This window comes from Actinomadura rugatobispora, assembly GCF_055379765.1.
In genome coordinates this window covers 2,486,843-2,511,940 of sequence record NZ_AP029191.1, presented here as the reverse complement: position 1 = coordinate 2,511,940, position 25,098 = coordinate 2,486,843, and the positions used below count along the sequence as shown (strand labels likewise).

Here is a 25,098-nt window from a genome sequence, read left to right as displayed (position 1 = left end):
CTTCATTAAGCGGTCCCGCGGAGCAGAAGGCAACGGGGCGTGGAACGCGATTCGGTAACGCTCTCGCGGCCGTCACAGCGGGTAGGCGCCCGCGTCCATCCCGCCGCCGCCCGCGCGGAACGCGGCGGGGGCGTGGACGGCGCACGTCTGCACGTACTCCAGCAGCCCCTCGACGCCGTATTCGCGGCCATGGCCGCTGCGCTTCACCCCGCCGAACGGGGCGTGCAGCGCCATCCCGGTGCGGTTGTGGGTGTTGACGAAGGTGAAGCCAGCCTCGAAACGGCGGGCGAACGCGAACGCGCGCTCCTCATCGGCCGACCAGACCGAGGCGCCGAGGCCGAGCTCGCCCGCGTTGGCGCGGGCCACCGCCTCGTCCTCGGTGTCATAGGGCAGCAGCGGCACCACCGGGCCGAACTGCTCCTCCGCCACCACCGGGGCGTCGTCGGCCACGTCCGTGACAAGGGCCGGACGAACGAAGTGGCCCCGTTCCAGGTCGACGCGCACCGCGCCCAGCCCGGTGACGGTGCCCCGTTCCGCCGAATCCGCGATGAGCGCCCGTACCCGCTCGGCGGCCGCCGCCGAGACGACCGGGCCGACCGTCGTCCCCTCGGTGAGCGGGTCGCCGAGCACCAGCGCCCGCTCCGCCGCCGCCAGGTACGCCTCGCGGACCTCGGCCAGCCGCGACCGCGGCGCGTACAGCCGCTTGGCCGCCATGCAGACCTGCCCGGCGGTGGCGAAGGAGGCCATCACCAGCCGGTCCATCGCCGCGTCCGACAGGTCCGCGTCGTCCAGCAGCACCACCGGGTCGTTGCCGCCCAGCTCGAGCACCGCCGGCGTGAGCGCGGCGGCGGCCGCCGCCCCGATCGCGCGGCCGGCCGCGGCGCCGCCGGTGAAGGCGACCCGGTGGACCGAAGAGTGCCCCACGAGCGCGCCGCCCGCCTCGGCCCCGCCGTGCACGACGTGCACCAGTCCGGGCGGGAACGCCGCCAGTACCCGCGTGACCGCCAGCGGTGCCAGCGGGGACGGCTTGACCACGGCGGTGTTGCCCGCCGCGAGCGCCGGGCCGACCTTGAGCAGCGCGAGGATGACCGGCGCGTTCCAGGGCGTGATCGCCGCGACCACCCCGTACGGGCGGCGCCGCAGCACCAGCCGCCCGGCCGCGTCGTCGGTCTCGCGGTCGGCGTAGGCGGCGGGCGCCCGCGCGGCGGCCCAGCGCAGGTACGCGACGGAGAACCGCAGCTCGCCCGCGCAGTCGGCCAGCGGCTTGCCGGTTTCGCGGGCCAGCAGCACCGCCGTGCCCGGCAGCATGGCCTCGACGGCGTCGGCGGCCCGGAGCAGGACCGCGGCCCGCTCCCCGGCGGGGACCTCGCGCCAGGAGCGTTGCCGGTCCGCGGCGGCGCGGACGGCCCGGTCCACCCCGGCCGCGTCCGCCACCGGGACGCGGCCCACGATCTCCGCCCGCCGGGCCGGATTCTCCCGGACGATCTCGGCCGGCATCAGGCGACGTCGCGCAGTGAGGCGATCATGGAGCTGCGCAGCAGGTACCGCCGTGCCTCGACGGGGTCGGCGGCCAGCCTCCGCAGCTCGTCGTGGTACTCGCCCGGATCGCCGGAACGGAGCCGCTCCCAGTTGGCGTGCGTCGCCCGCCGCACGAACGTTCGGGCCGTTTCGCGGCGCGCTTCCGCCACGGCGTCGAGCGCCTCCTCGGGGCCGCCCTCGATCACGGCGGCGAGGGCCCCCGCCATGAGCACGGCGTCGTGGATGCCGCTGTTCATGCCCATGCCGCCGAGCGGGTTGTTGACGTGCGCGGCGTCCCCGGCCAGCAGCACGCGGCCGGCGCGGAAGCTTCCGGCGATCCGCTGGTGCACCCGGTAGAGGGTGGCGTGCGCGACGTCCCACGCGGTGTCGGCGACGCCGCGGAGCCGGTCCGGAAGCCGCTTGAGTTCGTCGCCGTCGTCGGTGCCCTCCGGCGTCGGGAACAGCACCCGCCAGTGGTCGGGCGTGCGCAGCAGCACCAGCCACTCGGCCGGGTCGAAGACGTAGTTCACCGCGGCGATGCCGGGCAGCAGCCTCGCGACGTCGGTACGGGTCGAGGCGACCAGGAACCGTTCCGGGTACGTCATGCCCTCGAACGGCACCTTCAGGGCGCGCCGGACCGCCGAGCCCGCGCCGTCCGCGCCGATCAGCCAGTCACCGCGCACCCGGCCGCCGTCCGCCAGAGCCGCCTCGACCCCGCCCGCGTGCGGCAGCACCGACCGCACGGCCGCGCCGAAACGCACTTCGCCGCCCGCCGCGAGCAACCGGTCCCGCAGGAGCGGGGTGAGCTTGCTCTGCTCGCACTGCACGCGGAACGGGTACGGGGTGTCGCCCGCCAGCACCGACAGGTCCAGCTCGGCGATGATCCCGCCGCGCCGTTCCCGGTACTGGAAGGTCCGCGAGACGAGGCCGCGCCCGATCAGGTCGTCGAGCACGCCGAGATCGGCCAGCATCTCCAAAGACGGCGGATGGAAGGTGGAGGCGCGCGACTGCGCCGCCAGCTCCGGGCCCGCCTCCAGGACCGTGACCGGTACGCCGCGCCGGGCCAGGGCCAGCGCGGCGGTCAGCCCGACCGGTCCCGCCCCGGCGACCAGCACCCGCGTCACGGCGTGTCCCTGGACTGCGGCGTGTCCCGGGAGTGCAGCGCGAAGCCGTCCTCGACACCGACCACGCGCGGGTTGGTGAAGAAGCGCAGCGTCTCGGCGGTGCCCTCCTCGCCGAGCCCGGACGCCCCCCACACGGGGCGCGGCGCGAACAGGTGCAGGCTCAGCACGCTGGAGCCGTTGACCTTGACCTCGCCGGCGCGGATCCGGCGGGCGACGGCCAGCGCCGCGTCCTCGTCGGTGCCGGTCACATACCCTTCCAGCCCGTACGCCGTGCCGTTGGCCAGCGCGACGGCCTCGTCCAGCGTCCGGTACGGGTGGACGGTCGCGACCGGCCCGAAGATCTCCTCGGTGGCGTCGACGGGATCCACCCCCGTGACCAGCGCGGGAGCCAGGTAGTTGCCCCGGTCGGGCACCGTGGTGGCGGACCGGACCCGGCCGCCGAGCGCGTCGCGGCGGGCGGTGACGCGGTCGCGGTGCCGGGAGTGGACCAGCGGCCCGAGATCGGTCTCCGGATCCAGGGGCGGGCCGGCGCGCAGGGCCGCGAGCCGCTCGCCGATCGCCTCCAGCAGCGGGTCCAGGGCGCCCGCCGGCACGATCAGGCGGCCGAGGGCCCGGCACCACTGGCCGTTCAGGGTGGTGAGCAGGTCGACGGCGGCGCGCGCGGCGCGCCTCAGGTCGGCGTCCGGCATGACGACCAGCGGGTTGTTGCCGCCCAGCTCCAGCTGAACGGGCTTGATCCCGGCGGCGCAGGCGGCGGCCACCGACCGGCCGCCGGCCGTCCCGCCGGTGAACGACACCGCGCGGACACGGGGATCGCCGGTCAGCCGCGCGCCGGTGCGGGCGTCGCCGTGGACGAGCTGGAAGGCGCCGCCGGGGACGCCGCGTTCCGCGAGCGCGCCCGCGACGGCCTCGGCGAACCGCTGGCTTCCGTACGGGGCGTACTCGCTGGGTTTGAGGATCGCCGGGCAGCCGGCGGCCAGCGCGTTGGCGACCTTGTGCGCGGCCATCGGCGCGGGGGCGTTCCACGGGACAAGGCACAGGGCGGGACCCCAGGGCAGCCGCCGCACCTCGACCGGGCGGCCGTCCTCGCGGGTGCGGGCCGTGTCCAGGCCGCCGCCGCGCAACTGCTCGGCGGCCAGCCGGAACGCGCCGGTCACGATCACGCCGAGGGGGGCCGCCTGCCGGATCGGGACGCCGGTGGCGGCGGCCTCCAGCGCGGTGATCTCGGCGGCCACGGGCTCCAGGGCGCCGCTGACCGCGTCCAGCAGGTCCGCACGTTCGGCGGCCGGGACGGCGGCCCAGCCGTCCGCCGCGCTCTCGGCCGCGGCCAGCGCGCGTTCCAGGCGTTCCTCCGGGGTGACGGGGGCCGGGCCCAGTGCCTCGCCGGTGGCCGGGTCCTCCAGGATCGGGCCGGTGCCGGCCGGGGAGGCGGCCCACTCCCCGGCCACCAGATCGCGATGCGGCGGGGTCATTCGGGCACGCTCGCGAACAGCTCGTTCTCCTTGTTCTCGGTGATGATCTGTGCCGCTTCGAGCCGGCCGCGCTCGGCCGGGAACGTCATGACCAGCCCCATCGCCAGGTCGCGCAGCGCGCGCCCGACGATGCCGTCCATCGTCGCCGTGGAGGTGCCGCACGCCTTGAACGCGCCGAGGGCGACCTGGAAGCACGCCTCGGCGATGTCGCCCTTGGCGATCCGCCACTGCCGGTAGACCTCGGGTTTGGGCCGCAGCGGCGGCTCGGAGGTCTCCAGCTCCAGCTGGCGGCGGATCCAGAGGCAGGCCGTCTCCAGCCGCTCGGTCATGTCCCCGATGATCACCTGGTGCATCGGGGAGGACGCGATCGGGCGCCCGGAGTCGGCGAAGGTCTTCCGGGTGAGCCGGTCGACGGCGAAGTCGTACACCGTCCGCGCCGCTCCCAGGTAGCAGGCGGAGATGGCCACCTGGTTCCCGACGAAGCTGCCCCGGCTCATCGTCAGCATCCGCACGAAGGCGCCGGGGACGGTGAGCGCCTCCTCGGCCGGAATGAACACGTCGGTGAGCGTCACCCCGTGGTTGTTGGACGCGCGCATGCCCAGCCCGTTCCACGGGGTGCGGGACGCGACGCCGGGCGCCTCGCGCGGTACCAGGAACAGGGCCAGCCCGTCGGCGTCGGACGTGCCGTCCAGGCGGGCGGTCACGAGATAGGTGTCGGCGACCCCGGTGGCGCAGCCGAACGACTTCACCCCGTTCAGCACCCAGCCGCCCTCGGCCGGGACCGCGGTCGTGGCGATGGCGATGTTCGCACCGGAGCTCTTGACCTCCTCGCTGGCGAAGTTGGCCATCCACGTCCCGGCGGCCATCCGGTTCAGTACCTTCTCGGCGAACGCCCGGACCGGCTTGACCTCCTCGTCGCCGGTGAAGAGCCCGGCCTCGATCGCCTCCAGCGGGAGCAGGCCGCGCGAGGCGCTGGTGTTGTGGAAGAAGTACGCCAGGGCGGTCGACGGGCAGGCGGTGCCCATCGCGTAGGTGGCGGCGGCCAGGTCGCGCAGCCCGCCGCCGAGCCCGCCGTACTCGGCGGGCACCACGAGGCCGAGCAGCCCGGCCTCGCGCAGCAGCGCCACGTGCCCGATCGGGAACTCGGCGGCGCCGTCCGCGGCGGCGGCCGCCTCGCGCAGCGCGGGCAGGACCGACTCCACGCGTTCGGCCCGTTCGCGTTCGGCCGCGGTCATGTTCTCGACGAGCCGTTCGCCTGTGGATGTCATCGGAACGGTCCCCCTTCGCTTGGTCCGGATGCGGGGCGGTCGAGGCGGTAGGTGCGTCCGGGCAGTGCCGAGCCCCATATCGCCTCCAGGTCCGTGGCGGCCGTCACCAGTGCGGCCCGGTCGATCGGTGCGGCGACGCCGAGGCGGGCGGCGAGGAACAGCACGTCCTCCGCGCACAGCCCGCCGTCGATGCCGCCGAGTGTCGCGTCGAAGTGCCGCACGCCGCTCTTCATCGCGGTCAGCGCGTTGGCCGGCCCCAGGCCGTACGCCTCGCGCAGCCGCACGCGCAGGGGCACCGGCCGGACCCGGGGCACCGCCTCCTGGAGCAGGTTGCGGACCTGCAGCGGCGAGGCGGCGTCCGGGCCCTCGTCCAGGGCGACCTCGGCGCAGCCGGCCGCGACCAGCCGGTCGGCGGCGGCGAGCACCTCGGTCTCCCTGGCGGGCGCGAACGCGTCGGGCACCCGTCCCACCACGCCGAGGCCGCGCTCGCGCGCCGCGCCGATCAGGCGGAGGGCGCCCGGGGTGTCGGTGACCTCGACCATGATCGGGGCGCCGTGCGGCAGCACGGGCAGCCGCGCCGGCTCCTCGACCAGCGTCGACCAGGACGGGCGGCGGGGGACGGCGGCACCGGGTTCGTCGGCACCGGGTTGGTCGGCACCGGCCTGGACCGCCGAGGGCAGGGCGGTCGCCGGGACCCGGACGCGGACCCCGGCCGCGTGGACGGAGTCCAGCAGCAGGGCCGCCCCGGCCGGGGTGACCCGGGTCCGGGCGGAGCCGAAACCGCGCAGCCGGCGGTCCAGCGCGGCCGCCAGGCCGGTGTCCGCGAGCGTCACCTCGTCCGGCAGCGGGTCGGCGAGCTGGCCCCAGGCGCGGGAGTGGAAGAGCAGCGGCGCGGTGCGGCGGGAGACCTCGGCGGCCAGCACCTCGCCCACGAAGATGGTGTGGTCGCCGCCCGGATAGGCGTGCGCGACCCGGCAGTCCAGCCAGGCCAGCGCCCCGCCGAGCACGGGGGCGCCGGTGGGCGCGGCGGTCCACGGCTGCCCGGCGAACCGGTCGCCGCGGTCGCGGCCGGCGAACCGGTGGCCGATGCCGGTCTGGTCCTTGCCGAGGAAGCTGACGGCGAAGACGCCGCTGCGCTCGATCAGCTCGTGCGTGTGGATGCCCCTGGCGAGGCAGACCAGGACCAGCGGCGGGTCGAGGCTGACACTGCTGAACGAGCTGGCCGTCATGCCGTGCCAGCGGTCTCCGGCGGTGGTGGTGACGACCGCGACGCCGGTCGGCCACTGGCCCAGCACCGCCCGGAACGTCTGCGCGTCGACCGCCACGGCATCGTTCCTTCGTTTCGCTAGAGGAAACATTGTAACGCTCACGGTAACGATCGCCGGATCGGGTGTCAACGCCCGAGCGGGCCGCAGGTGTTTCCCTAAGGGAAACGCCATGCCCTAGACTGCGACTGGCCCACCCTGGTCCGTCGGAAGGAACCGCCGTGTCGCGCAATGCGACCTCCCAGAACGCCCCCGCACCCGCCGCCGAGGAGGGCGAGGGACAGAGCCGCTCGATCGCCGCCGTCGAGCGCGCGATGGACGTGCTGCTGCTGTTCGGCCGGAGCGCCCGGCCCGACCTGGGGGTGACCGAGATCGCCACCGAGCTCGGCCTGACCAAGGCCGCCGTGCACCGCATCCTCACCGCGCTGCGCAGCCGCGACCTGATCACCGTCGACCCGGTGAGCCGCAGGTACGCGCTCGGGCACGCCGCGATCGGGCTCGGCCGCGCCTACCTGGCCCGGATGGACCTGCGCGCGATCGCCGCCCCCGAACTGCGCCGCCTCTCCCAGGAGGTGGGGGAGACCGCCACCCTGTCGATCCGCCGGGGCGACACCCGGCTGTACGTCGACCAGGTCGTTCCGCCGCACGAGCTGCGCGTCGACGTCAGCCTCGGCATCCCGTACCCGCTGCACGCGGGCAGTTCGTCCAAGGCGATCCTGGCCTTCCTGGACCCGGTGGAGGTCGATGGCCTGGTGGCCCGGCACGGGCTGGAGGCTCTCACCGGCAGGACGATCGTCGACGAGTCCCGGCTGCGCAGGGAACTGGCGGCGATCCGCAAGCGCGGCTACGCCTCGTCCCAGGGCGAGCGGCAGGAGGGCACCGCGTCGATCGCCGCGCCGATCTTCGACAATGACGGCCGGGTGATCGCGGCGTTGAGCGTGGCCGGCCCGCTGACCCGGTTCAAGGCGCGGATGGCCGAGTGCGCGCCGCCGCTGCTGGAGGCCGCGAGCCGCATCTCCGGCCGGCTCGGCCACGACGGCTGAGGGAGCGGCCACCGCTCACAGGTCGGCGCCGGGCTTGAACACGCCGAGGGCGGCCGCGCCCAGGACGGCCGCCCAGATTCCGAACACGTACGGCAGGCAGCCGTCCACCGAGCGCTTGAGCGCACGCTCGACCTGCGGGGTGGAGCCGCCGCCCAGCAGCGCGTCGAAGGCGGGACCGAACGGGCGGAGCGTGACGCGGATCCCCAGCCCGCAGGCGATGGCGAGGGTGTAGAGGGCCAGCTTGGCGCCGAGCCAGCGCGGGTCGGTGCCGACACCGAACGGGCGGTCGGCGAGCAGGGTGTAGCCGGCGACCACGGCGAGCGCCGCCACCAGGGCGATCCGCACCGCCCAGTCGGCGCGGCGCACCCAGGGGAACCCGCCGTGCGTGCGGTGGTCGGCGACGGTGGCCGCCAGCCAGGCCAGCGCGAAGATCCAGACCAGCGTGACCTGCCACCAGCCGAAGGCGGGCGCGCCGAACAGTTCGGCGCCGTGCGGATCCAACGCCATCAGCGTCACCCCGCTCGGCAGGAACAGCACCAGGCAGACCTTCGGGCCGAGGTCGAGCCCGCTCATGACGCTGAGCGCGGCGGCGCGGGCGGCCGGGGCCAGATCGGGCTTGAGCACGTACCGGCTGGAGTAGAAGACCCCGAGGTCGCCGCCCAGCCAGAAGACGAAGAGCACCAGGTGCAGCAGGATCCACCAGCCGTGCGCGTGAGCCCCCACGACCATCCCCTTGCTTTGGAAACGAAGTTTCGTTGTGGGGAACGTTAACACGTGCCGGTCAGGTGCCGGCGGCGCGCGCCCGCCGGCCCGCCAGCTCGGCGAAGACCACCAGCCGGTAGGCGGCCGAGAACTTCGGATGGCAGGTGGTGAGCGTCAGCATCGCCTTGCGGGGCTTGCGGCCCGGCTTCATCGGCACCGGCGCCGCCACGTCGGTGCGGCTCGGCCGCACGATGGTCCGGCCGGTCACCTTGTAGACGTACGTCGTGGTCGCGGTGTCGACCAGGATCTCGTCCCCGCGCGCCAGCTCGCCGTTGCGCTCGAACGGCCCGCCGTAGGTGGTGCGGTGCCCGGCGACGGCCAGGTTCCCGACCTCGCCCGGACCGGCCGTCCCGGGATAGTGGCCGGGTCCCTTGCGCAGGTCCGCGACGCCCACGCCCTCCACGACCGCGTACCGGTACGACGAGCCGAACCTCGGCACGCGCAGTAGCGCGAACGCGTCGCCCTCCGGCACGGCCGGGGGCGCGGCGCCCCGCCCGCCGCCGCCGTCCGAGCCCGTTCCGGCCAGGGCCCGCACGCGTTCGGAGTTCCACCGGCGTTCGAGATCGTCGTGCAGGTCGCCCTGCCGCCGTTGCGTGAACCCGCCCGTCCCCCAGGACAGGTAGCCGACGAACATGGCGAGGATGAGGCCGGCCGTCAGCGACATCTCGGCAAGGCTCCTCAGGACCGTGCGCATGGCCACGAACCGTAACCCGGAAAAAGGGAAACGGCGATCCCCACAATGAAACGATTCTGTTTCCGGCGCGGGCCATCCCTTGACATCGTGCGCCCGCACGGCTTCGCTATGTCCACGTTGCGAAACTATGTTTCCCTATGCGAAACAGAGTGCGGCGGAGAGGAGTGGCGACACACGATGAGACGCTCACGAACGGCTCTGCGCGGCGCGGCCGCGGCCATCACCGCGGCCGGCGCCGTCGCGATCCCGGTCGCGGCGGGCACCGCGTACGCCGGCACGGGACAGATCCCCTACCAGTGCCAGATCTTCGGTACCCGGTTCGATTACAACGCGACCGTGACGGTGACCGCCCCGGCCGCGGCGAAGGTCGGGGACGAGGTGAGCGTCGACGTCGACTTCTCCGACCTCCCCGGGGTCGCGCCGCTGCCCGTCCAGAAATGGACCACCTCCGGATCGGTGACCGTCTCCGGGGCGCAGTCGGGCACCCTCCCGATCAAGGCGCCCGAACGGACCGGCCCCGTCCCGGCCTACGGACCGCTCCCGATCGGCAAGGTCTCCGGCAGGCTCACGCTGAGCGCGCCCGGTGACGTCGGCCTCGCGCCCGCCGGGCTGTCGATCCTCGCCGACGCCGGCGCCCAGGCGACCATCGCCTGCACGCCCGTGACCACCCCCGCGCCACTGGCCACCATCAAGGTCGAGGAGGGCGGGCAGGACGGCCCGGACGCCTCGGTCGAACCGCCCACCGTCGTCCAGGGCGGCGCGTTCACCGTCTCCGGCACCGGCTGGCGGCCGGGCGCGGCGGATCTGACGCTGTGCGACGCCAACGGCGCCGCCTGCGAGCCGGACGATCTCACCGGCGTGACGGCCTCGGCCGACACCGCGGGCAGGCTGACCGCGTCCGGGAGCATCGCCGAGTCCGCCGCCGTCGGTGCCCGCACCCTGATCATCGCCCAGGGCGCGGTCACCAAGAGACTCGCCCTGACCGTCACGGAGAAGGTGACGCCGCCCGACGGCGGATGCGGCGACAAGCCGGCCTCCGAGTGCGGCGAGCAGAAGATCAACCTGACCGTCAACGGCGGTCCGCTCACCATGTCCCGGCAGCCGGGCGAGGTCGACCTGACCCCGGTCACGCTGAACGGCACGGAGCAGAACGCCACCGGCTCGCTCAAGGACGTCGAGGTCGTCGACGCTCGGGGCGGCACCACCGGATGGTCGCTCACCGGCACGCTGACCGACTTCGGCTCCGCCGCCGGCACGAAGATCCCGGCCGGGAACCTGTCCTGGACCCCCCGCTGCACCGCCGGCCCCGGTGCCGGCACCGTGACGCCCGGCAGCGCGGGCGCGCTCAGCACCACCACGGCCGCGACCCTGTGCCGCGCGCCCGACGGCGCCGGGAAGATCACCGGCGGCACCTTCACCGCCGATGCCGGCCTCGACCTCAAGATCCCGCCGACGACCGGCGCCGGCCGCTACACCGCCATCCTCACCCTCACCCTGTCCTGACCGTCCCGCATCCGCTCGACGCCACCCGAGGTGATCGATGAGCCCGCGATCCCGGATCGCCGCCGCCGCGGCGTCGGCGGCCCTGGCCACCGCGCCCGGTGCCGCCCTCGCGGCGGCGCCGGCCGGGACCGCGGCGCCGCCCGCGCCCGCGCCCGCGAACGGGAACGGGTCCTGGTCGGTGGGCCCGGTCAACCGCAGCGCGGCCCTGGCCGCGCGGCCCAACTTCGCGCTGGAGGCACCGCCCGGGGAGACCGTCCGGGACGCCGTGCGGATCACCAACCTGACCGCGGCCCCCATCACCTTCCGCCTCTACGGAGCCGACGCGTACAACACGCCCAGGGACGCGGGATTCGCGCTGCGCACGGCGGAGGAGAAGGCCCAGGACGTCGGCGCCTGGATCGCCCTGAAGAGCACGACGCTGAAGGTCCCCGCGCGTACCGCGAAGGAGGTCCCCTTCACCGTGAAGGTCCCCGCGCACGCCACCCCCGGCGAGCACATCGGCGGCATCGTCGCGCTGAACACCGCCGTCGAGAGCGTCCAGGAGAGCGGCGGCGCCCGCGTCGGGATCCGGCGGGCCGTCGGTGCCCGCGTCTACCTGCGTGTCAGCGGGCCGCTGACCCCCGGCCTGCGCCCTGACGGGCTCACCGTCGCCCGGACCGAGCCGCTGGTCCCGTTCCTGCGGAAGGGGCGGGGAACGATCCGCTACACCGTCGTCAACACCGGCAACCAGCGGATCACGCCGACCGCGCGGGTCTGGGCCACCGGGCTGTTCGGCCGCCGGATCGAGCAGTGGCCCGACCGGCGGCTGCCGGAGATCCTGCCCGGCCAGCGCACCGAGATCACGCTGCCGTGGAACGGCACCCCGCCGATCGACGCGGTGACCGTCCGCGTGGAACTCACCGACGGCGACGGGATCAGAGCCCGCACGCAGGTCGGTTTCACCACGGTGCCCTGGGCGGTGCTGATCGTCCTTGCCGGCTCCATCTTCCTGGTGTGGTCGGTGCTGCCCCGGCTGATCCGCCGCTGGCGGGAACGGGCCGGCCTGGGCGGAACCGACGAGACGGGGGTGTTCCTGTGAGGATCCACGCGCTCGCGGTGCTGCTCGCCGCCGGGCTGGCGGTCCCGGCGTCGGCCGTTCCGGCGCAGGCCGTGCCCGGAGTCATCCGGGCCGCCGCCCCCGGCGTGGGCGTCCAGCCCACCGGCGCCGCGGCCGGCACCGCGGCCCGGGTACGCGGCAGCGAGTGGACGCCCGGAACGACCGTGCAGATCCAGATCTGCGGTGCCGGCGCGGTGCACGGCTCGGCCGACTGCGACACCGAGCGCGGCGTCACCGCGATGGTCGCCCCCACCGGGACGTTCGAGGCCGGCCTCACCGTCGGGGCACCGCCCGCCGCCTGCCCCTGCGTCGTCCGGGTCGCCACCATGCCGGGCGGTACCGCCGCTCCGGCCACCGCCACCGCGCCGTTCACCGTCGAGGGGCACCGCGTCGAGCGCATCGTCCGCGACGCCGTGCCGGTCCGCGCCGACGTGGTCGGCATGGAGATCGTCGGCGGCGGGGAACGCGGCGAACTGTTCGGCGGCACGCCGCGCCGCACGCTGGTGCTCCGGATCCGCAACGCGGGCCCGGAACCCATCGTGGACGCGCCGCTGGTCGTCGGATGGGGCGCCGGGGCCACGGCCGACAGCCCGCTGGACGCGCCCGCGACCGGTACCCTCCGGCCCGGCCAGACCGCCACGTACCGGGTTCCGGTCCAGTTGCCGCCCGCCTCGTTCGGACGCTTCGTGGTCGGCGGCCGGTACGCGGGCTCGGTCCCGTTCGAGAGCTCCTTCAGCACCTATCCGTGGGGACTGCTCGGCGTGAACCTGCTGGCGGCGCTGCTCCTGCTCCTCGGGATCCGGCTGGCGCTGGGCCGCCGCGCGGCGGCCCGCCGCCGTCGGCGTCTCGCGGCGGTCCCGGCGGCGTCCCGCCAGGCGGCTCCGGACACCGGGCCCGTGGTCGAGGTCACCGACCTGATCGGCTACCTGGACTCGGCGGCGCGCTCACCGTCGGGAGCGTACGTGGTCGACCGGGACGAGCTGATCGGCTACCTGGAGGGACGGCGCGGCGGCGCCGCCGACGCCGTCGACCTGGAGGCGCTGGACCGGTTCCTCGCCCCGGCCGGGGAGGAAGGCCGATGACCACCCGGCCGATGACCACCGGGCCGATGACCACCGGGCCTGCGCCGCCGCGCGGCCGCGCCACCGTCGCGGCGGCCGGCCGGCTCGCCGTGCCCGCCGCCGGAACGCTCGCGGGCGGCACCGTGCTGCTGCTCGCCGACGCCCTCGGCGGCGTCGTGAAGGTTCCCGGCGACGTGGTGACCTACATGGCGCTCACCGGGCTGCTGCTCGCGTGCGCCGGGCTACCGCCCGTGCTGTGGCAGGCGCGGCGAATGCCCGCGCACGGCGCGACCGCGGTCGCCGGCGCGCTCGCCTGCCTCGCGATCGCGCTGGCGGGATCGGTGCCCGCCGTCCCGGTCTTCGCCACCGGCGTGATGCTGGCGGGCCTCCTCGCCGCCCCGCTGCTCGCGGTGCCCCGGGCGCAGGCCGTCCGGGCGCCCGGGGCGCCGGCCTGGTGCCAGGCCGCCGCGCTCGCCGGAGCGGCCGTCGCCGCCTGGCTCGCGACGGCCCACTCCGCCGAGCCCGGTACGGCACTGCTCTTCGCGGGCCTGCCGGCCGCCCTGCTGGCGCTCGCCTCGATCGCGGTCCCGTACACGGTCCCGGCACCGCCCGCCCGGCCGGTGGCCCGGCTCCGGGACGTCGCCGGCGGGGACGTGCGCGCCGCCCTTCCCGCCTACCTGGCGGCAGGCTGGGTCGTCGGCGCGTCGCTCATGGGCGGGCTGCACCTGCTGCTCTTCCGCTGGAACCTGGTCGGTGAGCAGCCCGTGCGGCATCTGGCCTGGGCGCTGCCGCCCGCCGTGGTGCTGGTCGTGCTCGGGCGCCGGACGGCGGAGGCGGCGCGGACCCTACCGTGGCTCCTGCTGGCCGGCGCGGCGGCGCCGGTGCTGATGGCGACCGCCCCTGGGCCGGTGCTCCTCGCCGCCGGATTCACGGTCGCCGCGGCCGCCGCCTGCCTGGCCGTCGCCGCGCTCGACACCGCCGTGCTGCGCCCGCTGCCGTACGAGCGGCACCTGCCCGCCGCCGGGCTCACCGCGGTCGCGGCCGTGGCCGGCGGCCTCGCGGGGTACGGCTGCGTCACCGCCCTGCGCGGGATGCTCGCCGAGGGATCCGCGCTGACGCTGACGGCCGTCCCCCCGATCCTCGCCGCCCTCGCGGCCCTGCGCGTACGCGGCCGGGAGGCGCGGCGGCCGCCGCCGTTTCTGGAGGTCCGCGCCCTGGTGGTACCGCGGGGGCCGGTCCGGCTCCGCCGGATCCACCTGAGGGTGGAGGCGGGGGAGATCGTCGCGCTCACCGGCCCCGGCGCGCGGGTGCTGCTGGCCGCCCTGGCCGGCCGGGTCCCGTCCCGGGGCAAGGTCCTGCTCGGCGGCGCGGATCTCGCCTCGCCGGCCGCCCGGCGGCGGACGGGGCGGGGGCTGTGCCACCTCGCCGGCCCCGATCCGGGCGTCCCGGACGCGCTGCCGATCGCCGAGGGACTGGCCGGCCGCGCCCGCGCGATGGGGGCCGTCCGGCCGGAGGACGCCGCCCGTTCCGTACTGGAGGTGTTCCCGGCACTGCGCGGGCGCGGCGCTGATCTCGCCGGGACGCTGGACGCGCCCGAGCGGAGCCTGCTCTCGCTCGCCGAGGCCCTGCTGGCCCGCCCCGGGCTGCTGCTGGTGGACGGCATCGCCGACGGGCCCTGCGCCGGCGCCGCGCACGCCGTTCTGCGGCGCCTGGCGGCCACCGGCACCGCCGTCGTGCTCGCCGGACCGGCGGGACCCGGAACCAGGGCACTCGCCAGCCGCGTCTGCGCCGTCGGCCATGACCGCGTCACCGAACTCCCCGATCCCGCACCCGCCGAGGCCCGCCGGCCGTCGCCGGCGGCCTCCAGCACCGGAGGTCCCGCCCTGTGATCGCGATCGTGCTCGCCGCGCTCGTGGCGGCCCCGCTCGCCGTCCCCGCACCCGCCGTCCCCGCACAGGGGGCCGCCGCGCCGGCGCTCCGGGTCAGCCGCAGCACCGACCTCTCGGAAGGCGACGCGATCACCGTCACCGGGAGCGGTTTCCGTCCCGGGCTGAAGTCGGTGGCCGTGGGGCTGTGCCGGGAGGGCTACACCAACGGGCTCAGGGACTGCGATCTCGGCGGCGGCGCCACCTTCGTCAACATCGACGCCAAGGGCGCCTTCCCCACCGTGAAGCTCAAGGCTCGTGTGAAGTTCAACGGCATCGACTGCATGGCGCGCCAGTGCGTCATCGGTGCCGCGCCCCTGCCCACCACCAACCCGCCCGCCGTCGTCAACGCCAACACCGCGGTCGTCCGTGTCGGCTTCAAGGGGTCGTCGTTCAAGGGCGGCGCCACCCAGGCGCCCGCGGCGGCGCCCGCGCCGTCCGCGGCCCCGGATACGGGCGGCCCGTCGATCGCGCTCTGGGCCGCCACCGCGGCCCTGCTGATCCTTGCCGGAGCCGCTGTCGCCGCCGTCCAACGCCGCAGCCGATGACCAGAAGGAGCGATCCATGACCGCCATCAGAAAGCGTGCCGGTACCGTCGCCGCGCTCAGCGGAGCCTGCCTGCTGGCGCTCGCCCAGCCCGCCCTGGCCGCACCGAAGATCGACGCGAGCAAGACCACCGGGCTCAAAGCGGGGGACACCATCACCGTCACGGTGACCGGCCTGACCCCGGGCGAGACCTTCGTGACGCTCGGCCTGTGCGAACCCAAGCCCAAGTTGCCGACCGACTGCGCCGCGCAGTCCACCGGCGCCGCCATCCAGGGCACCTCGGACAGCGGCGGCAACTTCCTGACCCAGGCCGGTGCCAAGGAGGCCAAGCTCAAGATGGTGGCCAAGGCCGGGGACGTCACGTGCGCGTCCAAGGCGGGCGCCTGCGTCGTCGCCGTCACCGCGCTCGGCGCCAACATGGCGGCCAACACCGCGGAGATCCCGCTCACCTTCACCGGCGGCGGCGGAGGAGACGGAGGCGGTGGAGACGGCACTGGCGGCGGCGACACCGGTGGTGGTGGCGGTGGCGACGGGGGCGCCCTGCCGAACACGGGCAGCCCCGACGGCCTGCCCACCTACGCCCTGATCGCCTCCGCGCTGATCATGGCCAGTGGCGCGGTCCTCTTCATCATCCCGCGCCGCCGCAGGAACGAATCGTGAGGCGGGGTCGGACGGCCGCGGCCGCTCTCGCCGGCGCCCTGCTCGCGGCCGCCGCGTTCCCGGCCGCGGCCGCGGCGGCGCCCGGACCCATCACGTACACGACCACGGTGAACGGTGACCCGGCCGACGTGTACGCGCCGGCGCCCGGCGACATCAAGGCCGACCTGCCGGTGGCCCTGCTGCTCCAGGGCGCCAACGTGGACAAGTCCGCGTACGCGGCGTACGCCAGGGCGGTGGCGGGGTACGGCTTCACCGTCGTGGTGCCCAACCACCACCGGGTGGTCTTCGGGCAGCCGGGCCTGTTCGCCGAGGAGGCCCAGGCGACCTGGACCGTCGCCTGGGCGCGCGGCGAGGACGGACGGAGCGGATCGCCGCTCGAGGGCAAGATCGACACCGGCTCGCTGGTGCTGCTCGGCCACTCGTTCGGCGGCGCGGCCGGGCTGACGCTGACCACCGGCGCCTGCGTTCCCCCGTTCTGCGGTACGCCCGCGGGTAAGCCGGCCGAACTGAAGGGCGCCGCGTTCTTCGGTACCAACAACACCCCGCCCGGCGGATCGGGCAACCCGCCCGTCGCCAACACCGTCCCGGTCGCCCTGGTCCAGGGAACGGCGGACGGGGTGGCACCGCCGGCGGCGGCCCAGGGCACCTACGGCGCCCTGCAGTCGCCGCCCAAGATGCTCGTGTCCGTCACGGGCGCCAACCACTACGGGATCACCGGCACGCAGAACCCGGCGGGCGCCCTTCCCGACCCGTCCCCGCAGACGGTGTCCCAGGAGACCAGCGTCAAGGCCTCCGCCCGCTGGAGCGCCATGTTCCTCCGGACGGTCCTGGGCGACGCCTGGTCGGGAGTCTGGCTCTGGAACGTCGGGGATTCGGTGGACGACGCCGTCACGGTCCAGTACGTCCGCTGACGACCGGCGCTCCCGCGGGCCGGCGCTCCCGCGGCCCGCGGGAGCGCCGGCTCAGCGGGGTTCGGCCAGGTAGGCGAGCGCCGCGTCGAGGGAGATCACCTCGGCGTACTTGGCCTGCAGGTCGAACAGGCTCGCCTCGTGCGGGCGCGGATCGCGGTCCCCGCAGGCGTCCCGTACCACGAGGGGCACGAATCCGTGCTGTACGGCGTCGACGGCGCTGGCACGCACGCAGCCGCTCGTGGACAGCCCGCACAGCAGCACCGTGTCGATGCGCATGGCCGTCAGCGTGGCGGCCAGCGAGGTACCGAAGAACGCACTGGCGTACTGCTTGACGATGACGGTCTCGTCCGGTTCCGGGCGCGGGTCGGCCGGGAATCGGCCGAGCGGGTTGCCCGCCTCGAAGCAGGCCAGCGCCGGGACCTTGCGGTAGAAGAGCCCGCCGTTCCGGCCGCCGGGATCGAACTCGACCCGGGTGAACAGGACCGGCACGTCCCGGCCGCGTGCCCCGGAGACCAGCCGCGCCGCCGCGGCCACGGCCTTCTCCACTCCCGCGTACAGCGGCGAACCCCGGTCGAGGTAGGCCCGGACGATGTCGACGGCGACGACGGCAGGGCGGGCGCCGGGCGCCAGCGTCCCGCCGAAGCCGGCCGCCTCGTAGTCGGATTCCAGATCACCGGTCATGCGCGCGGCCTCCTCCATCGACTCGGTGCGCGAAGGCGAACCCCGCCGCGCGGAGCCGCCCCGACGTCACCGGTACGGCCGGAGTCCGGATCTCGCCCCGGTAGACCAGCTCCGGCAGCCCCTCGGCCGCGCAGATCTTCCCGAACGCCGCCGCGTTCGTCGGCGGCACCGTCGCGTCCGGGACGGCGTTGTAGACACCGGTGAGCTCCCGCTCCACCACGAACTCGAGCGCCCGCGCCGCGTCCCGGTGGTCGATCCGGTACAGCAGTGACTCCGCCGCGAACGGCACGCTTCCGCCCAGCACCTCGTGCGCGAACCGGACCCGGGCCGGGTAGTCGATGTCCCGGGGATGTCCGTACACGTCGGGGATCCGTACCACCGCCCCCCGCGGCGAGGACAGCACCGCCTCCTCCGCCGCGACGAAGTTGCGCGGCGACGCGTCCGCGTCATCGGTCGTGGGAGTCGCCTCGTCGATCAGCGATCCGCTCCCGGCCCCGTACACCGACGTCGAGCTGGTGAACACCACCCGCGGATGGACGGCCACGGCGGTCCGCGCGCTCGCCGCCAGCGTGTCGGCGTACTCGGCGACCCGCCGCGCCGCGTCGAAGGAGCGCGACAGGCGCGGGCTCACGGTCAGCACCACCGCGTCCGCGCCCCGCGTCGCCTCCGCCACGGCCGCGCTGTCGGATCCGCGCAGCACCGCGACGTCCGAGCAGACCTTCCGCAGTTCCCCGACCCGCTCGGACGAGGTCGTCGTCCCGGTGACGGCATGCCCCGCCGCACGCCACCGCCGCGCGAGCTCCATCCCGACATTGCCGCACCCGATGATCACGTACCGCACGCCCACCTCCATGGAAACGACGTTTCCATCATCTCACCCGGACGCGTTCCCGCGCACCCGTCGGACGCCGCCCGCCGGCTCCGCCCAGGGGCGAGCGATCACCGCGCCCGCCCGGCGGCCAGGCGACGGCCCAGCAGGCGGCCGAAGGTGAGGGCGGGGGTGATGAGCATGCCGCCGCAGAAGCTGTTGCCGCAGGTGGCGGCGGCGCCGATCACCTCGCCGGCGGCGTGCACCCCGTCCATCGGGGTGCCGTCGGTACGGCGCACGCGCAGGTGTTCGTCGACGTCCAGGCCGGAGAACGTGACGAGGGCGATGGCGTGGTTCCGGATGGCGAAGAACGGGGGTTCCGCGATCGGGGCGGGCAGGTGGGTGCGGCCGAACTCGGCGTCGTGCCGGGCGGTGACCGCCTCGTTGTAGCGCTCGACGGTGGCGGTGAGACCGTCCGGAGCGATGCCGGCGAGCGCGGCCAACTCGGTGAGCGTGTTCGCCTTGTGGACGCCGGCGCGTACGCCCGCCTTGGCCGAGACGTCGTCCGGGCTCCAGCCGACGACCATCGGTACGGAGCTGCGCCGCGCCTTGTCGTCGAAGACCGTCCAGAACGTCCCGTCGGCGGACGTGGCGAGCGCGCGTTCCTTGAGGTCGATGCTCGTCTCGTCCTCGGCGACGAACCGGAGCCCGGTCCGGTCGACGTAGATCTCCCAGGGGAGCCGTTCGGAGGCGATCAGCAGCGGGCGCTCGTCGTAGTACGCCCTGCCGGGGGTGGTGGGATGCGGGAGCCCGCCGAAGGTCGGCAGGTACAGGCCGCGTCCGGCGATCGCCGCGCCCGCCTCCCGCGCGATGACGATGCCGTCGCCGGTGGACGTCGGATGCGCGGCACTGACGAGGGCCGCTCCCTCGAGCTCCTCGAACAGCTCCCGGTCGGAGGCGAAGCCGCCGGTGGCGAGCACGACCGCGGGGGCCGGCACCTCGACCTCGTCGACACCGCCGCGCAGGACGGTGACGCTCGGCGCGCCGCCGGGCCGTTCGGTGAGGCCGATCGCGGCGCTGCCGAGCCACAGGTCGACGCGCCCGGCGGCGATCTGCTCGTCCAGCAGGCGCCTGAGCACGGCGAGGATGGACAGGCCGGCGTCCTTGCCGTAGTGGGTGCGCGGGACGCGGTACGGCTCGTGGCCGTAGACCAGCCGGGGCGACTCGGGCGCGAACTCGAACCCGTGGCCGTCCAGCCAGTCGATGGTCTCGGGAGCATGGCGGGCGGCCAGTTCGACCAGGTCGGCGCGGGCGGTGCCGCCGCTGATGCGTTCGATGTCGGCGATGTGCTCCTGGACGGAGTCCTCGATGCCGCGTTCGCGCTGCCTGCGGGTGCCGGCGGCCGACATGTGGCCGCCGCTCGTGTGCAGGGTGCCGCCGATCCTGGAGTCCTTCTCCACCAGCAGCACCCGTGCGCCGTGGCCCGCGGCCTCGACGGCGCAGGGGATGCCCCCGGTGCCGGCTCCGACGATGACGACGTCGTACTGGTGATGCATCGGCAACACCCGCTCCTTTGTTCCGGATAAAGGAACAAGGTTCCATTGATCAGGCTTCCATGGTGCCTGCCGTGCCGCCTCCGTGCAATCCGGGTGGGGCCGCCGTCATACCGGGCTCGTCAGGCGGGACGGTGGCCGAACCGCTCCGACAGCCGCCGCACCGCCTGCAGCAGCGCCTCGGCGCAGGCCTCGGCCTGCTGGGTGAACCGGTCGATCGGGCCGCTGACGCTGATCACGGCGATCGGCCGGTCCCTCTCATCGAGGATCGGCGCGGCGACCGACGCCGCGCCCGCCTGCCGCTCGGCGGTCGAGCGGGCGTAGCCGCGGGCGCGGATCTCCTGGATCTCGCGCCGCAGCCCGGGAGCGTTCGCGATGGTCGCCGGGGTGAGCCGCTCCAGCGCGGGCTGCGCCAGATAGTGGTCCACCTCGTCGTCCGGCAGGAAGGCCAGGAACGCCTTGGACGACGCGCCGGCGTGCAGCGGGTAGGGGACGCCCAGCGTCACCGACATGATCAGCTCGCGGCGCGGCAGCACCTGGTCGATGTAGGAGCGCGTCCAGCCGGACCGGACCGACAGCGTCGCGGTCTCGACCGTGAGCTCGGAGAGCGCGACCAGTTCGGGACGGGCGACCGTCCGCACGTCGATCTGCTCCAGGTACGCCATCCCGAGCTTCATCGCGCCGAGACCGAGCGAGTAGCGCCGCGTCGCCTCGTCCAACTCGATCAGCGCGTGCCCGCGCAGCGAGGTGAGGATGCGGTGCACCGCCGCCTTGGAGAGCCCGAGCGCGTTGGCGACCTCGGTGACGCCGAGGGTGGCCGACCGCTGCTCCGCGAAATACATCAGGACGTCGGTGGCCCGCTCCACCGTGGAGATCGTCTGGCTGGTGCCTCCGCGCTCCTCGGCGCCGGGCGAGCGCTCGCTCGAGCGGACGGTGCTGCTCATGGACGTGGTTCCTTCCAGATCCTCTGGCCGGACATCGGCGCACGCCGGTCGGGCGTGAGGCGGTTTCGTTTCGTTAAGTGTAATTCCGTTCCACTGGGCGGGCCCTCTGCCCCTCCGAGAACCGTAGCCGACCGCGAAGGGAACACGAACCTACGATGTGAACAGGGGGCCGTCCCCTCGGGCGCAGCGGCTGGGCGGTGCGCACCCGCGACCTGGACGCGGCGCCGGCCGGCGTCAGGTGCACGGGCGGCCGGGTCCTCGGAGAGCCGGCCGAGGGCGCCGACCCCCTGCACGGCAACGGCGCCGCGACGCCGACCACCACACCGAACGGCGTCTCCAGGCAGGCGGCACCCCGTCCGGCGGCGAGGCGCAGATACCCTCCCGTCTATCCGGTCCTACATGCCGTCGCCGTTCCAGCGGCCGGCGGAGCGGCTGCGGACGGGGCGGCTGGACAGGATCGGGGCGGGGATGGGGTCGCCCTTCCGCCAGTTGCGGCCGGCGCCCCAGACGTAGGCGAGGTCGTCCGTGCGCTCGTCGGGGTGCTCCAGGGAGCGCGGGTCGGCACCCCAGTCCGCGTTCACCGGAGCGTGCTCGTGCTCGTGGTCGTCGTCGCCGTGGCCGCCCTGGAGGCGGGCGGCGTCCACGGCCTTGGCGATGGCGAGGAGGCTCTTGTCGGTGCCGGTACCGTGCTGGACGTACTCCTCGTCGATCTCCCCCTGCTCGCGCTGGTACCGGACGGAGGCGCGCAGGTCGGCCAGGTCGCGGTCGCTGCGGCCGGGGGCTCCGGCGCCCAGGTCGTGCGAGGACGTCGACCAGCGCATGCGGCCCTCACCCGGGCCGTAGTTGATGGCCTCGCCGCCCCAGCGGACCCACTCGCTCTGGGTGTACCAGTTGAACAGCTCACCGTCGGAGCGCAGCAGCCAGGTCGCGCCGCCCTCCAGGCTGGTGAAGTGGCCGTGCTTCACGCGGGCGGGACGGAAGAAGTAGGTGCCGAGGTCCAGGGTGCCGAAGTTGTACTCCATGTGCCCCTGGACGGTGTACGCCTCCTCGTAGCACGGGTGGTGCGCGAGGCGGTGGTCGGTCCATCCCTCCTGCGCGTGCACGAGCCGGGTGTAGAAGCCGGTCTCCGGATCGACGTGCAGGTACTTGATGAACAGGCCGGGCATCGGGCCGGGGTTGGGAACGGCGTCCCACGTCATCGCCTCGGTGTCGATGACGATGACGTCCTCGCGGGCACCCTTCCAGCGCGTCGCCCTGGTGCTCTCCACCGCGTCGAAACCGGCGTCGCCGTACTCGCGGTAGTGCAGCAGGCGGGTGCCCTCGCTGAACGTGATCGCCTCGGTCGGGACGCCCTTGGGCGCGTAGACGTAGCCGCCCTTGCCGATCTCCTTGCCGTTGTAGGTCATCGACCCTTCGAGCACGTGGTATTCGGTGTTGGCGTGGTGGATGCCGGGGCCGCGTCCCCAGTCGGTGTGGAAGTCGACCCGGAGGGAGCAGGAGCCGTCCTCCTCGTCGACCGACAGCCGGCGCTCGCTGGCCCGGCCCTCGCCGCCGACCAGTTCGGCGCCGTGCCAGACGTAGTCGTTCTCCTGGATGAGCTCGACGTGGGGTCGCATCAGGGCACCTCTCCGGTATTCGGCGTATTCGGGGAATCGGTGGTGGCGGGCCGGGCGGTCAGCGGTCGCGGAGCTCGCGCTTGAGGACCTTGCCGGCGGCGTTGCGGGGAAGCGCGGTGAGGAACTCGACGCTGCGCGGCACCTTCGGGCCGGACAGCCGCTCGCGGCAGTGCGCCTCGAGCGCTGCGACGTCGACGGACGCGCCGGGGAGGGCGACGACGTAGGCGGCGACCCGCTCGCCCCACCGCTCGTCCGGCAGCCCGACGACGGCGCAGTCGGCGACGCCGGGGAAGGTGCCGAGGACGTCCTCGATCTCGCGGGGGGCGATGTTCACCCCACCGGAGATGATCATGTCCTTCTTGCGGTCGACCACGTAGATGAAGCCGTCCTCGTCCCGGGTGACGATGTCGCCGCTGGTGAGGAAGCCGTCAGCGGTGGTGCAGCCGCCGGTGGCGGCGTCGTCGCGCAGGTAGCCGTTCATCAGGAACGGGGAGCGGCTGAACAGCTCGCCGCGTTCGCCCGGCCCGACGGGCTCGCCGGCGGGATCGACGACCCGGACCTCGGTCATGTACCAGGGCAGCCCGACCGATCCGGTGCGTTCGGCGTCGGCCGGCCGGCAGTTGGTGACGATGCCCGCTTCGGTGGAGCCGTACAGCTCATGGACTCCGGCATGGGGGAAGGCCTCCATGACCCAGTCCTTGAGGACGGCGGGCAGGGCCGCCGCGTTGAAGTAGAGGGTGTCGAGGCTGGAGGCGTCGTACCGGTCGAGGGCATCGGACGCGCGAAGCGTCTGCGCGTGGGTCGGCACGAGGAACGCGGACTGGGCGCGGTGCCGCTCGGCGAGCGCGAGCATGTGCTCGGGGTCCCACTTGGGCAGCATGACCACGGTGCCGCCGGCCACGACGGGCGCGTAGTCGAAGACCATCCCGGCGCCGTGGTACATCGGTGCGACGGCGAGGCTGACGCGGCGGGCGCCGAGGCGCCATTCCATGGCGGACAGGTAGCACATCAGCGTCCGGGCGCGGTGGCTGCTGAGGACGCCCTTGGGCTTCCCGGTGGTGCCCGAGGTGTAGTAGAGGCAGCAGGCGTCGTTCTCGTCGACGGGGACCATCGGGTCGGTGGCCGGCGCGGACTCCAGCGCCTGCTCGTACGAGGCGACGCCCGTCCCGCCGATCTGGAGGACGACCTCGACCGGCACCGGCGGTTCCGTGTCGGAGATGTGGGCGCGTGCGCCGGAGTGCTCCAGGATGTGGGTCGTCTCGGCGTCGGTGAGCCTGGTCCCGATGGGGACCAGGACCAGTCCCGCCTTGGCCGCCGCGGCGATGACCTCGGGGTACTCCAGGCGGTTGCCGAGCCGGACGGCGACGCGGTCGCCGGGCCGGAGCCCGCCGGCGAGCAGTGCCCGCGCCAGCCGGCTCGACCGTTCGTCCAGGGTCCGGTAGGTCAGGCCGCGGTCGCCGTCGATGACGGCGACGGTGTCCGGCGTCGAGGCGGCGAACTCGCGCACGCCCCCGGCCATCGTGAGCGACGCGCCGCCTGGGAGTAGTGCCATGACACCACCTCCGTGGTCAGCGGATCCGTGTTCCACAATATGGAATTGAGTTCCGTTGTGCGTACCCGAGAGCTTGCCGGGTGTGCGTATCGCTCGTCAATGCCTGGCTTCGGGAAAGTCTGACGTTTAACGTACGATGGCGCGCGTGACCGCCGACAGGGCCCCCGACCGGCCGCCAGCTCCCGTCCCGGCGTACGCCGGGATCGCGGCCAAGCTGCGCGAGCGCATCATCGCCGGGGAGTTCAAGCCCGGTGACCGGCTGCCCATCGAGCCGGAGCTGTCGGCCGAGCACGGGGTCAGCCGGAGCACCGTCCGGGAGGCGCTGCGGCTGCTGGCCAGCCAGAACCTCGTCACCACGACCCGCGGCGTCGCCGGCGGCAGCTTCGTGGCCTATCCGCGGCCCGACCAGATCACCGAGTACCTGGCGACCAGCCTCAACCTGCTCACCCTGGACACCAAGATCACGGTCGACCAGCTGCTGGAGATCAGGGAGATGCTGGAGGTGCCCGCCGCCGGGCTGGCCGCCGCGCGCGGCGACGAGGCGGGCCGGGCGGAACTGCGCGGCTCGCTGTTCGACCCGAGCGCGCTCGACCCGGCGGAGATCTTCGCGCCCAACCGGCACTTCCACGCGGTGCTGCTGAAGATGGCGGGCAACCCGTTCCTGGAGGTCGTCACGCAGCCGGTGTTCCGCGTGCTCAACGAGCGGTTCCTGCGGGAGAACGCGCCGGTCCGGTTCTGGTACCGCGTCGACCACGACCACCGGGAGATCCTTTCCCGGATCGAGGCGGGGGACGAGGCGGGCGCGCGGGAGGCGTGCCACGCGCATCTGGAGAACCTGCGCGAGACCTACACCACCATCGATCGCACCCGCCTGACCGGCGCCTGACCGGCACTCGACCGGCCCGCCGGGCGCAGCCGATCCCGACCTCGTCGATGAGGGTGCACCGGTGGCGGGCGCCGTTCCCGATCCACTGCCGCCGGAAAGCCGATCTCCACCTCCCTCAGCTTGTCGGAACGCCGTCACGGTAAGCGGAACCAATGGGCCGTGCGCGAGGGGCGAAGGGTTGACGGGCTAAAAGTCTGACCTTTAGGTTCG

The 25,098-nt window shown here is 74.4% G+C and carries 22 protein-coding genes; 9 read left to right on the top strand and 13 right to left on the bottom strand.

Annotated features, from left to right (window positions below; translation table 11 throughout):
* Nucleotides 1-72: 72 nt before the first annotated feature.
* From ACZ466_RS10555 to ACZ466_RS10535, 5 genes are read right to left on the bottom strand one after another with little or no spacing between them, the layout of a single operon-like run.
* Entirely contained in the window at nucleotides 73-1,497 is a 1,425-nt protein-coding gene (locus ACZ466_RS10555) for an aldehyde dehydrogenase family protein (RefSeq protein WP_464043318.1), read from the bottom strand.
* A complete protein-coding gene (locus tag ACZ466_RS10550; RefSeq protein ID WP_378287215.1) occupies nucleotides 1,497-2,642 on the bottom strand; it encodes an FAD-dependent oxidoreductase in 1,146 nt (381 codons plus the stop codon). The genes ACZ466_RS10555 and ACZ466_RS10550 overlap by 1 nt, the downstream gene beginning before the upstream one ends.
* The gene (locus ACZ466_RS10545; RefSeq protein ID WP_378287214.1) at nucleotides 2,639-4,114 is read right to left on the bottom strand and encodes an aldehyde dehydrogenase family protein; all 1,476 of its coding nucleotides are present in this window, start codon (nucleotides 4,112-4,114) and stop codon (nucleotides 2,639-2,641) included. The genes ACZ466_RS10550 and ACZ466_RS10545 overlap by 4 nt, the downstream gene beginning before the upstream one ends.
* Nucleotides 4,111-5,382: an acyl-CoA dehydrogenase family protein gene (locus ACZ466_RS10540; protein WP_378287213.1), complete on the bottom strand. Its 1,272-nt coding sequence runs from the start codon at nucleotides 5,380-5,382 to the stop codon at nucleotides 4,111-4,113. The genes ACZ466_RS10545 and ACZ466_RS10540 overlap by 4 nt, the downstream gene beginning before the upstream one ends.
* A complete protein-coding gene (locus ACZ466_RS10535; RefSeq protein ID WP_378287212.1) occupies nucleotides 5,379-6,707 on the bottom strand; it encodes a flavin reductase in 1,329 nt (442 codons plus the stop codon). The genes ACZ466_RS10540 and ACZ466_RS10535 overlap by 4 nt, the downstream gene beginning before the upstream one ends.
* A gap of 161 nt (nucleotides 6,708-6,868) precedes the next feature.
* Here ACZ466_RS10535 and ACZ466_RS10530 point away from each other — a divergent pair, with 161 nt between their 5' ends.
* Nucleotides 6,869-7,690, top strand: a complete 822-nt coding sequence (locus ACZ466_RS10530) for an IclR family transcriptional regulator (protein ID WP_378287210.1) — start codon at nucleotides 6,869-6,871, stop codon at nucleotides 7,688-7,690.
* Nucleotides 7,691-7,705: 15 nt separating this feature from the next.
* Here ACZ466_RS10530 and ACZ466_RS10525 read toward each other — a convergent pair whose 3' ends face one another.
* On the bottom strand, nucleotides 7,706-8,419 hold the full coding sequence (locus ACZ466_RS10525; protein WP_378287209.1) for a hypothetical protein: 714 nt from the start codon (nucleotides 8,417-8,419) through the stop codon (nucleotides 7,706-7,708).
* Between the two features lie 52 nt (nucleotides 8,420-8,471).
* Nucleotides 8,472-9,146 (bottom strand): class E sortase, encoded by a 675-nt coding sequence (locus ACZ466_RS10520; RefSeq protein WP_378287208.1) that lies wholly within the window; start codon nucleotides 9,144-9,146, stop codon nucleotides 8,472-8,474.
* A 177-nt stretch (nucleotides 9,147-9,323) separates the two neighbouring features.
* Between ACZ466_RS10520 and ACZ466_RS10515 the strand changes: the two genes are divergently transcribed.
* Genes ACZ466_RS10515 through ACZ466_RS10485 form a run of 7 tightly spaced genes read left to right on the top strand, consistent with a single transcriptional unit; the run spans nucleotide 9,324 to nucleotide 16,848 of the window.
* Nucleotides 9,324-10,649: a WxL domain-containing protein gene (locus ACZ466_RS10515; RefSeq protein ID WP_378287207.1), complete on the top strand. Its 1,326-nt coding sequence runs from the start codon at nucleotides 9,324-9,326 to the stop codon at nucleotides 10,647-10,649.
* Nucleotides 10,650-10,686: 37 nt separating this feature from the next.
* Entirely contained in the window at nucleotides 10,687-11,727 is a 1,041-nt protein-coding gene (locus ACZ466_RS10510; protein WP_464043313.1) for a hypothetical protein, read from the top strand.
* Nucleotides 11,724-12,827 carry a hypothetical protein gene (locus ACZ466_RS10505; RefSeq protein WP_378287205.1) on the top strand — a complete coding sequence of 368 codons (1,104 nt, stop codon included), beginning with the start codon at nucleotides 11,724-11,726 and terminating at the stop codon, nucleotides 12,825-12,827. Before ACZ466_RS10510 ends, ACZ466_RS10505 begins: the two co-directional genes overlap by 4 nt.
* The gene (locus tag ACZ466_RS10500) at nucleotides 12,824-14,695 is read left to right on the top strand and encodes a hypothetical protein (protein ID WP_378287204.1); all 1,872 of its coding nucleotides are present in this window, start codon (nucleotides 12,824-12,826) and stop codon (nucleotides 14,693-14,695) included. Before ACZ466_RS10505 ends, ACZ466_RS10500 begins: the two co-directional genes overlap by 4 nt.
* Nucleotides 14,692-15,279 (top strand): neocarzinostatin apoprotein domain-containing protein, encoded by a 588-nt coding sequence (locus ACZ466_RS10495; RefSeq protein ID WP_378287202.1) that lies wholly within the window; start codon nucleotides 14,692-14,694, stop codon nucleotides 15,277-15,279. The genes ACZ466_RS10500 and ACZ466_RS10495 overlap by 4 nt, the downstream gene beginning before the upstream one ends.
* Before the next feature lie 16 nt (nucleotides 15,280-15,295).
* The gene (locus ACZ466_RS10490; RefSeq protein WP_378287200.1) at nucleotides 15,296-15,937 is read left to right on the top strand and encodes a neocarzinostatin apoprotein domain-containing protein; all 642 of its coding nucleotides are present in this window, start codon (nucleotides 15,296-15,298) and stop codon (nucleotides 15,935-15,937) included.
* Entirely contained in the window at nucleotides 15,934-16,848 is a 915-nt protein-coding gene (locus tag ACZ466_RS10485; RefSeq protein WP_378287199.1) for an alpha/beta hydrolase, read from the top strand. The genes ACZ466_RS10490 and ACZ466_RS10485 overlap by 4 nt, the downstream gene beginning before the upstream one ends.
* Nucleotides 16,849-16,899: 51 nt before the next feature.
* Here the strand turns inward: ACZ466_RS10485 and ACZ466_RS10480 are convergent, their stop codons facing one another.
* The 6 genes from ACZ466_RS10480 to ACZ466_RS10455 all read right to left on the bottom strand — a co-directional run bounded on the left by ACZ466_RS10480 (nucleotide 16,900) and on the right by ACZ466_RS10455 (nucleotide 24,002).
* The gene (locus ACZ466_RS10480) at nucleotides 16,900-17,529 is read right to left on the bottom strand and encodes an isochorismatase family protein (protein WP_378287198.1); all 630 of its coding nucleotides are present in this window, start codon (nucleotides 17,527-17,529) and stop codon (nucleotides 16,900-16,902) included.
* Nucleotides 17,519-18,382 carry an NAD-dependent epimerase/dehydratase family protein gene (locus ACZ466_RS10475; RefSeq protein ID WP_378287197.1) on the bottom strand — a complete coding sequence of 288 codons (864 nt, stop codon included), beginning with the start codon at nucleotides 18,380-18,382 and terminating at the stop codon, nucleotides 17,519-17,521. Before ACZ466_RS10475 ends, ACZ466_RS10480 begins: the two co-directional genes overlap by 11 nt.
* An 86-nt stretch (nucleotides 18,383-18,468) precedes the next feature.
* A complete protein-coding gene (locus ACZ466_RS10470) occupies nucleotides 18,469-19,893 on the bottom strand; it encodes an FAD-dependent oxidoreductase (protein WP_378287235.1) in 1,425 nt (474 codons plus the stop codon).
* A gap of 119 nt (nucleotides 19,894-20,012) precedes the next feature.
* On the bottom strand, nucleotides 20,013-20,834 hold the full coding sequence (locus tag ACZ466_RS10465) for an IclR family transcriptional regulator (protein WP_378287196.1): 822 nt from the start codon (nucleotides 20,832-20,834) through the stop codon (nucleotides 20,013-20,015).
* A 395-nt stretch (nucleotides 20,835-21,229) separates the two neighbouring features.
* Nucleotides 21,230-22,450: a DUF4437 domain-containing protein gene (locus ACZ466_RS10460; RefSeq protein WP_378287195.1), complete on the bottom strand. Its 1,221-nt coding sequence runs from the start codon at nucleotides 22,448-22,450 to the stop codon at nucleotides 21,230-21,232.
* Between the two features lie 58 nt (nucleotides 22,451-22,508).
* The gene (locus ACZ466_RS10455) at nucleotides 22,509-24,002 is read right to left on the bottom strand and encodes a class I adenylate-forming enzyme family protein (protein ID WP_378287194.1); all 1,494 of its coding nucleotides are present in this window, start codon (nucleotides 24,000-24,002) and stop codon (nucleotides 22,509-22,511) included.
* 145 nt (nucleotides 24,003-24,147) lie between these two features.
* Between ACZ466_RS10455 and ACZ466_RS10450 the strand changes: the two genes are divergently transcribed.
* Nucleotides 24,148-24,888 carry a FadR/GntR family transcriptional regulator gene (locus ACZ466_RS10450; protein WP_378287193.1) on the top strand — a complete coding sequence of 247 codons (741 nt, stop codon included), beginning with the start codon at nucleotides 24,148-24,150 and terminating at the stop codon, nucleotides 24,886-24,888.
* The last annotated feature ends 210 nt before the right edge of the window (nucleotides 24,889-25,098 follow it).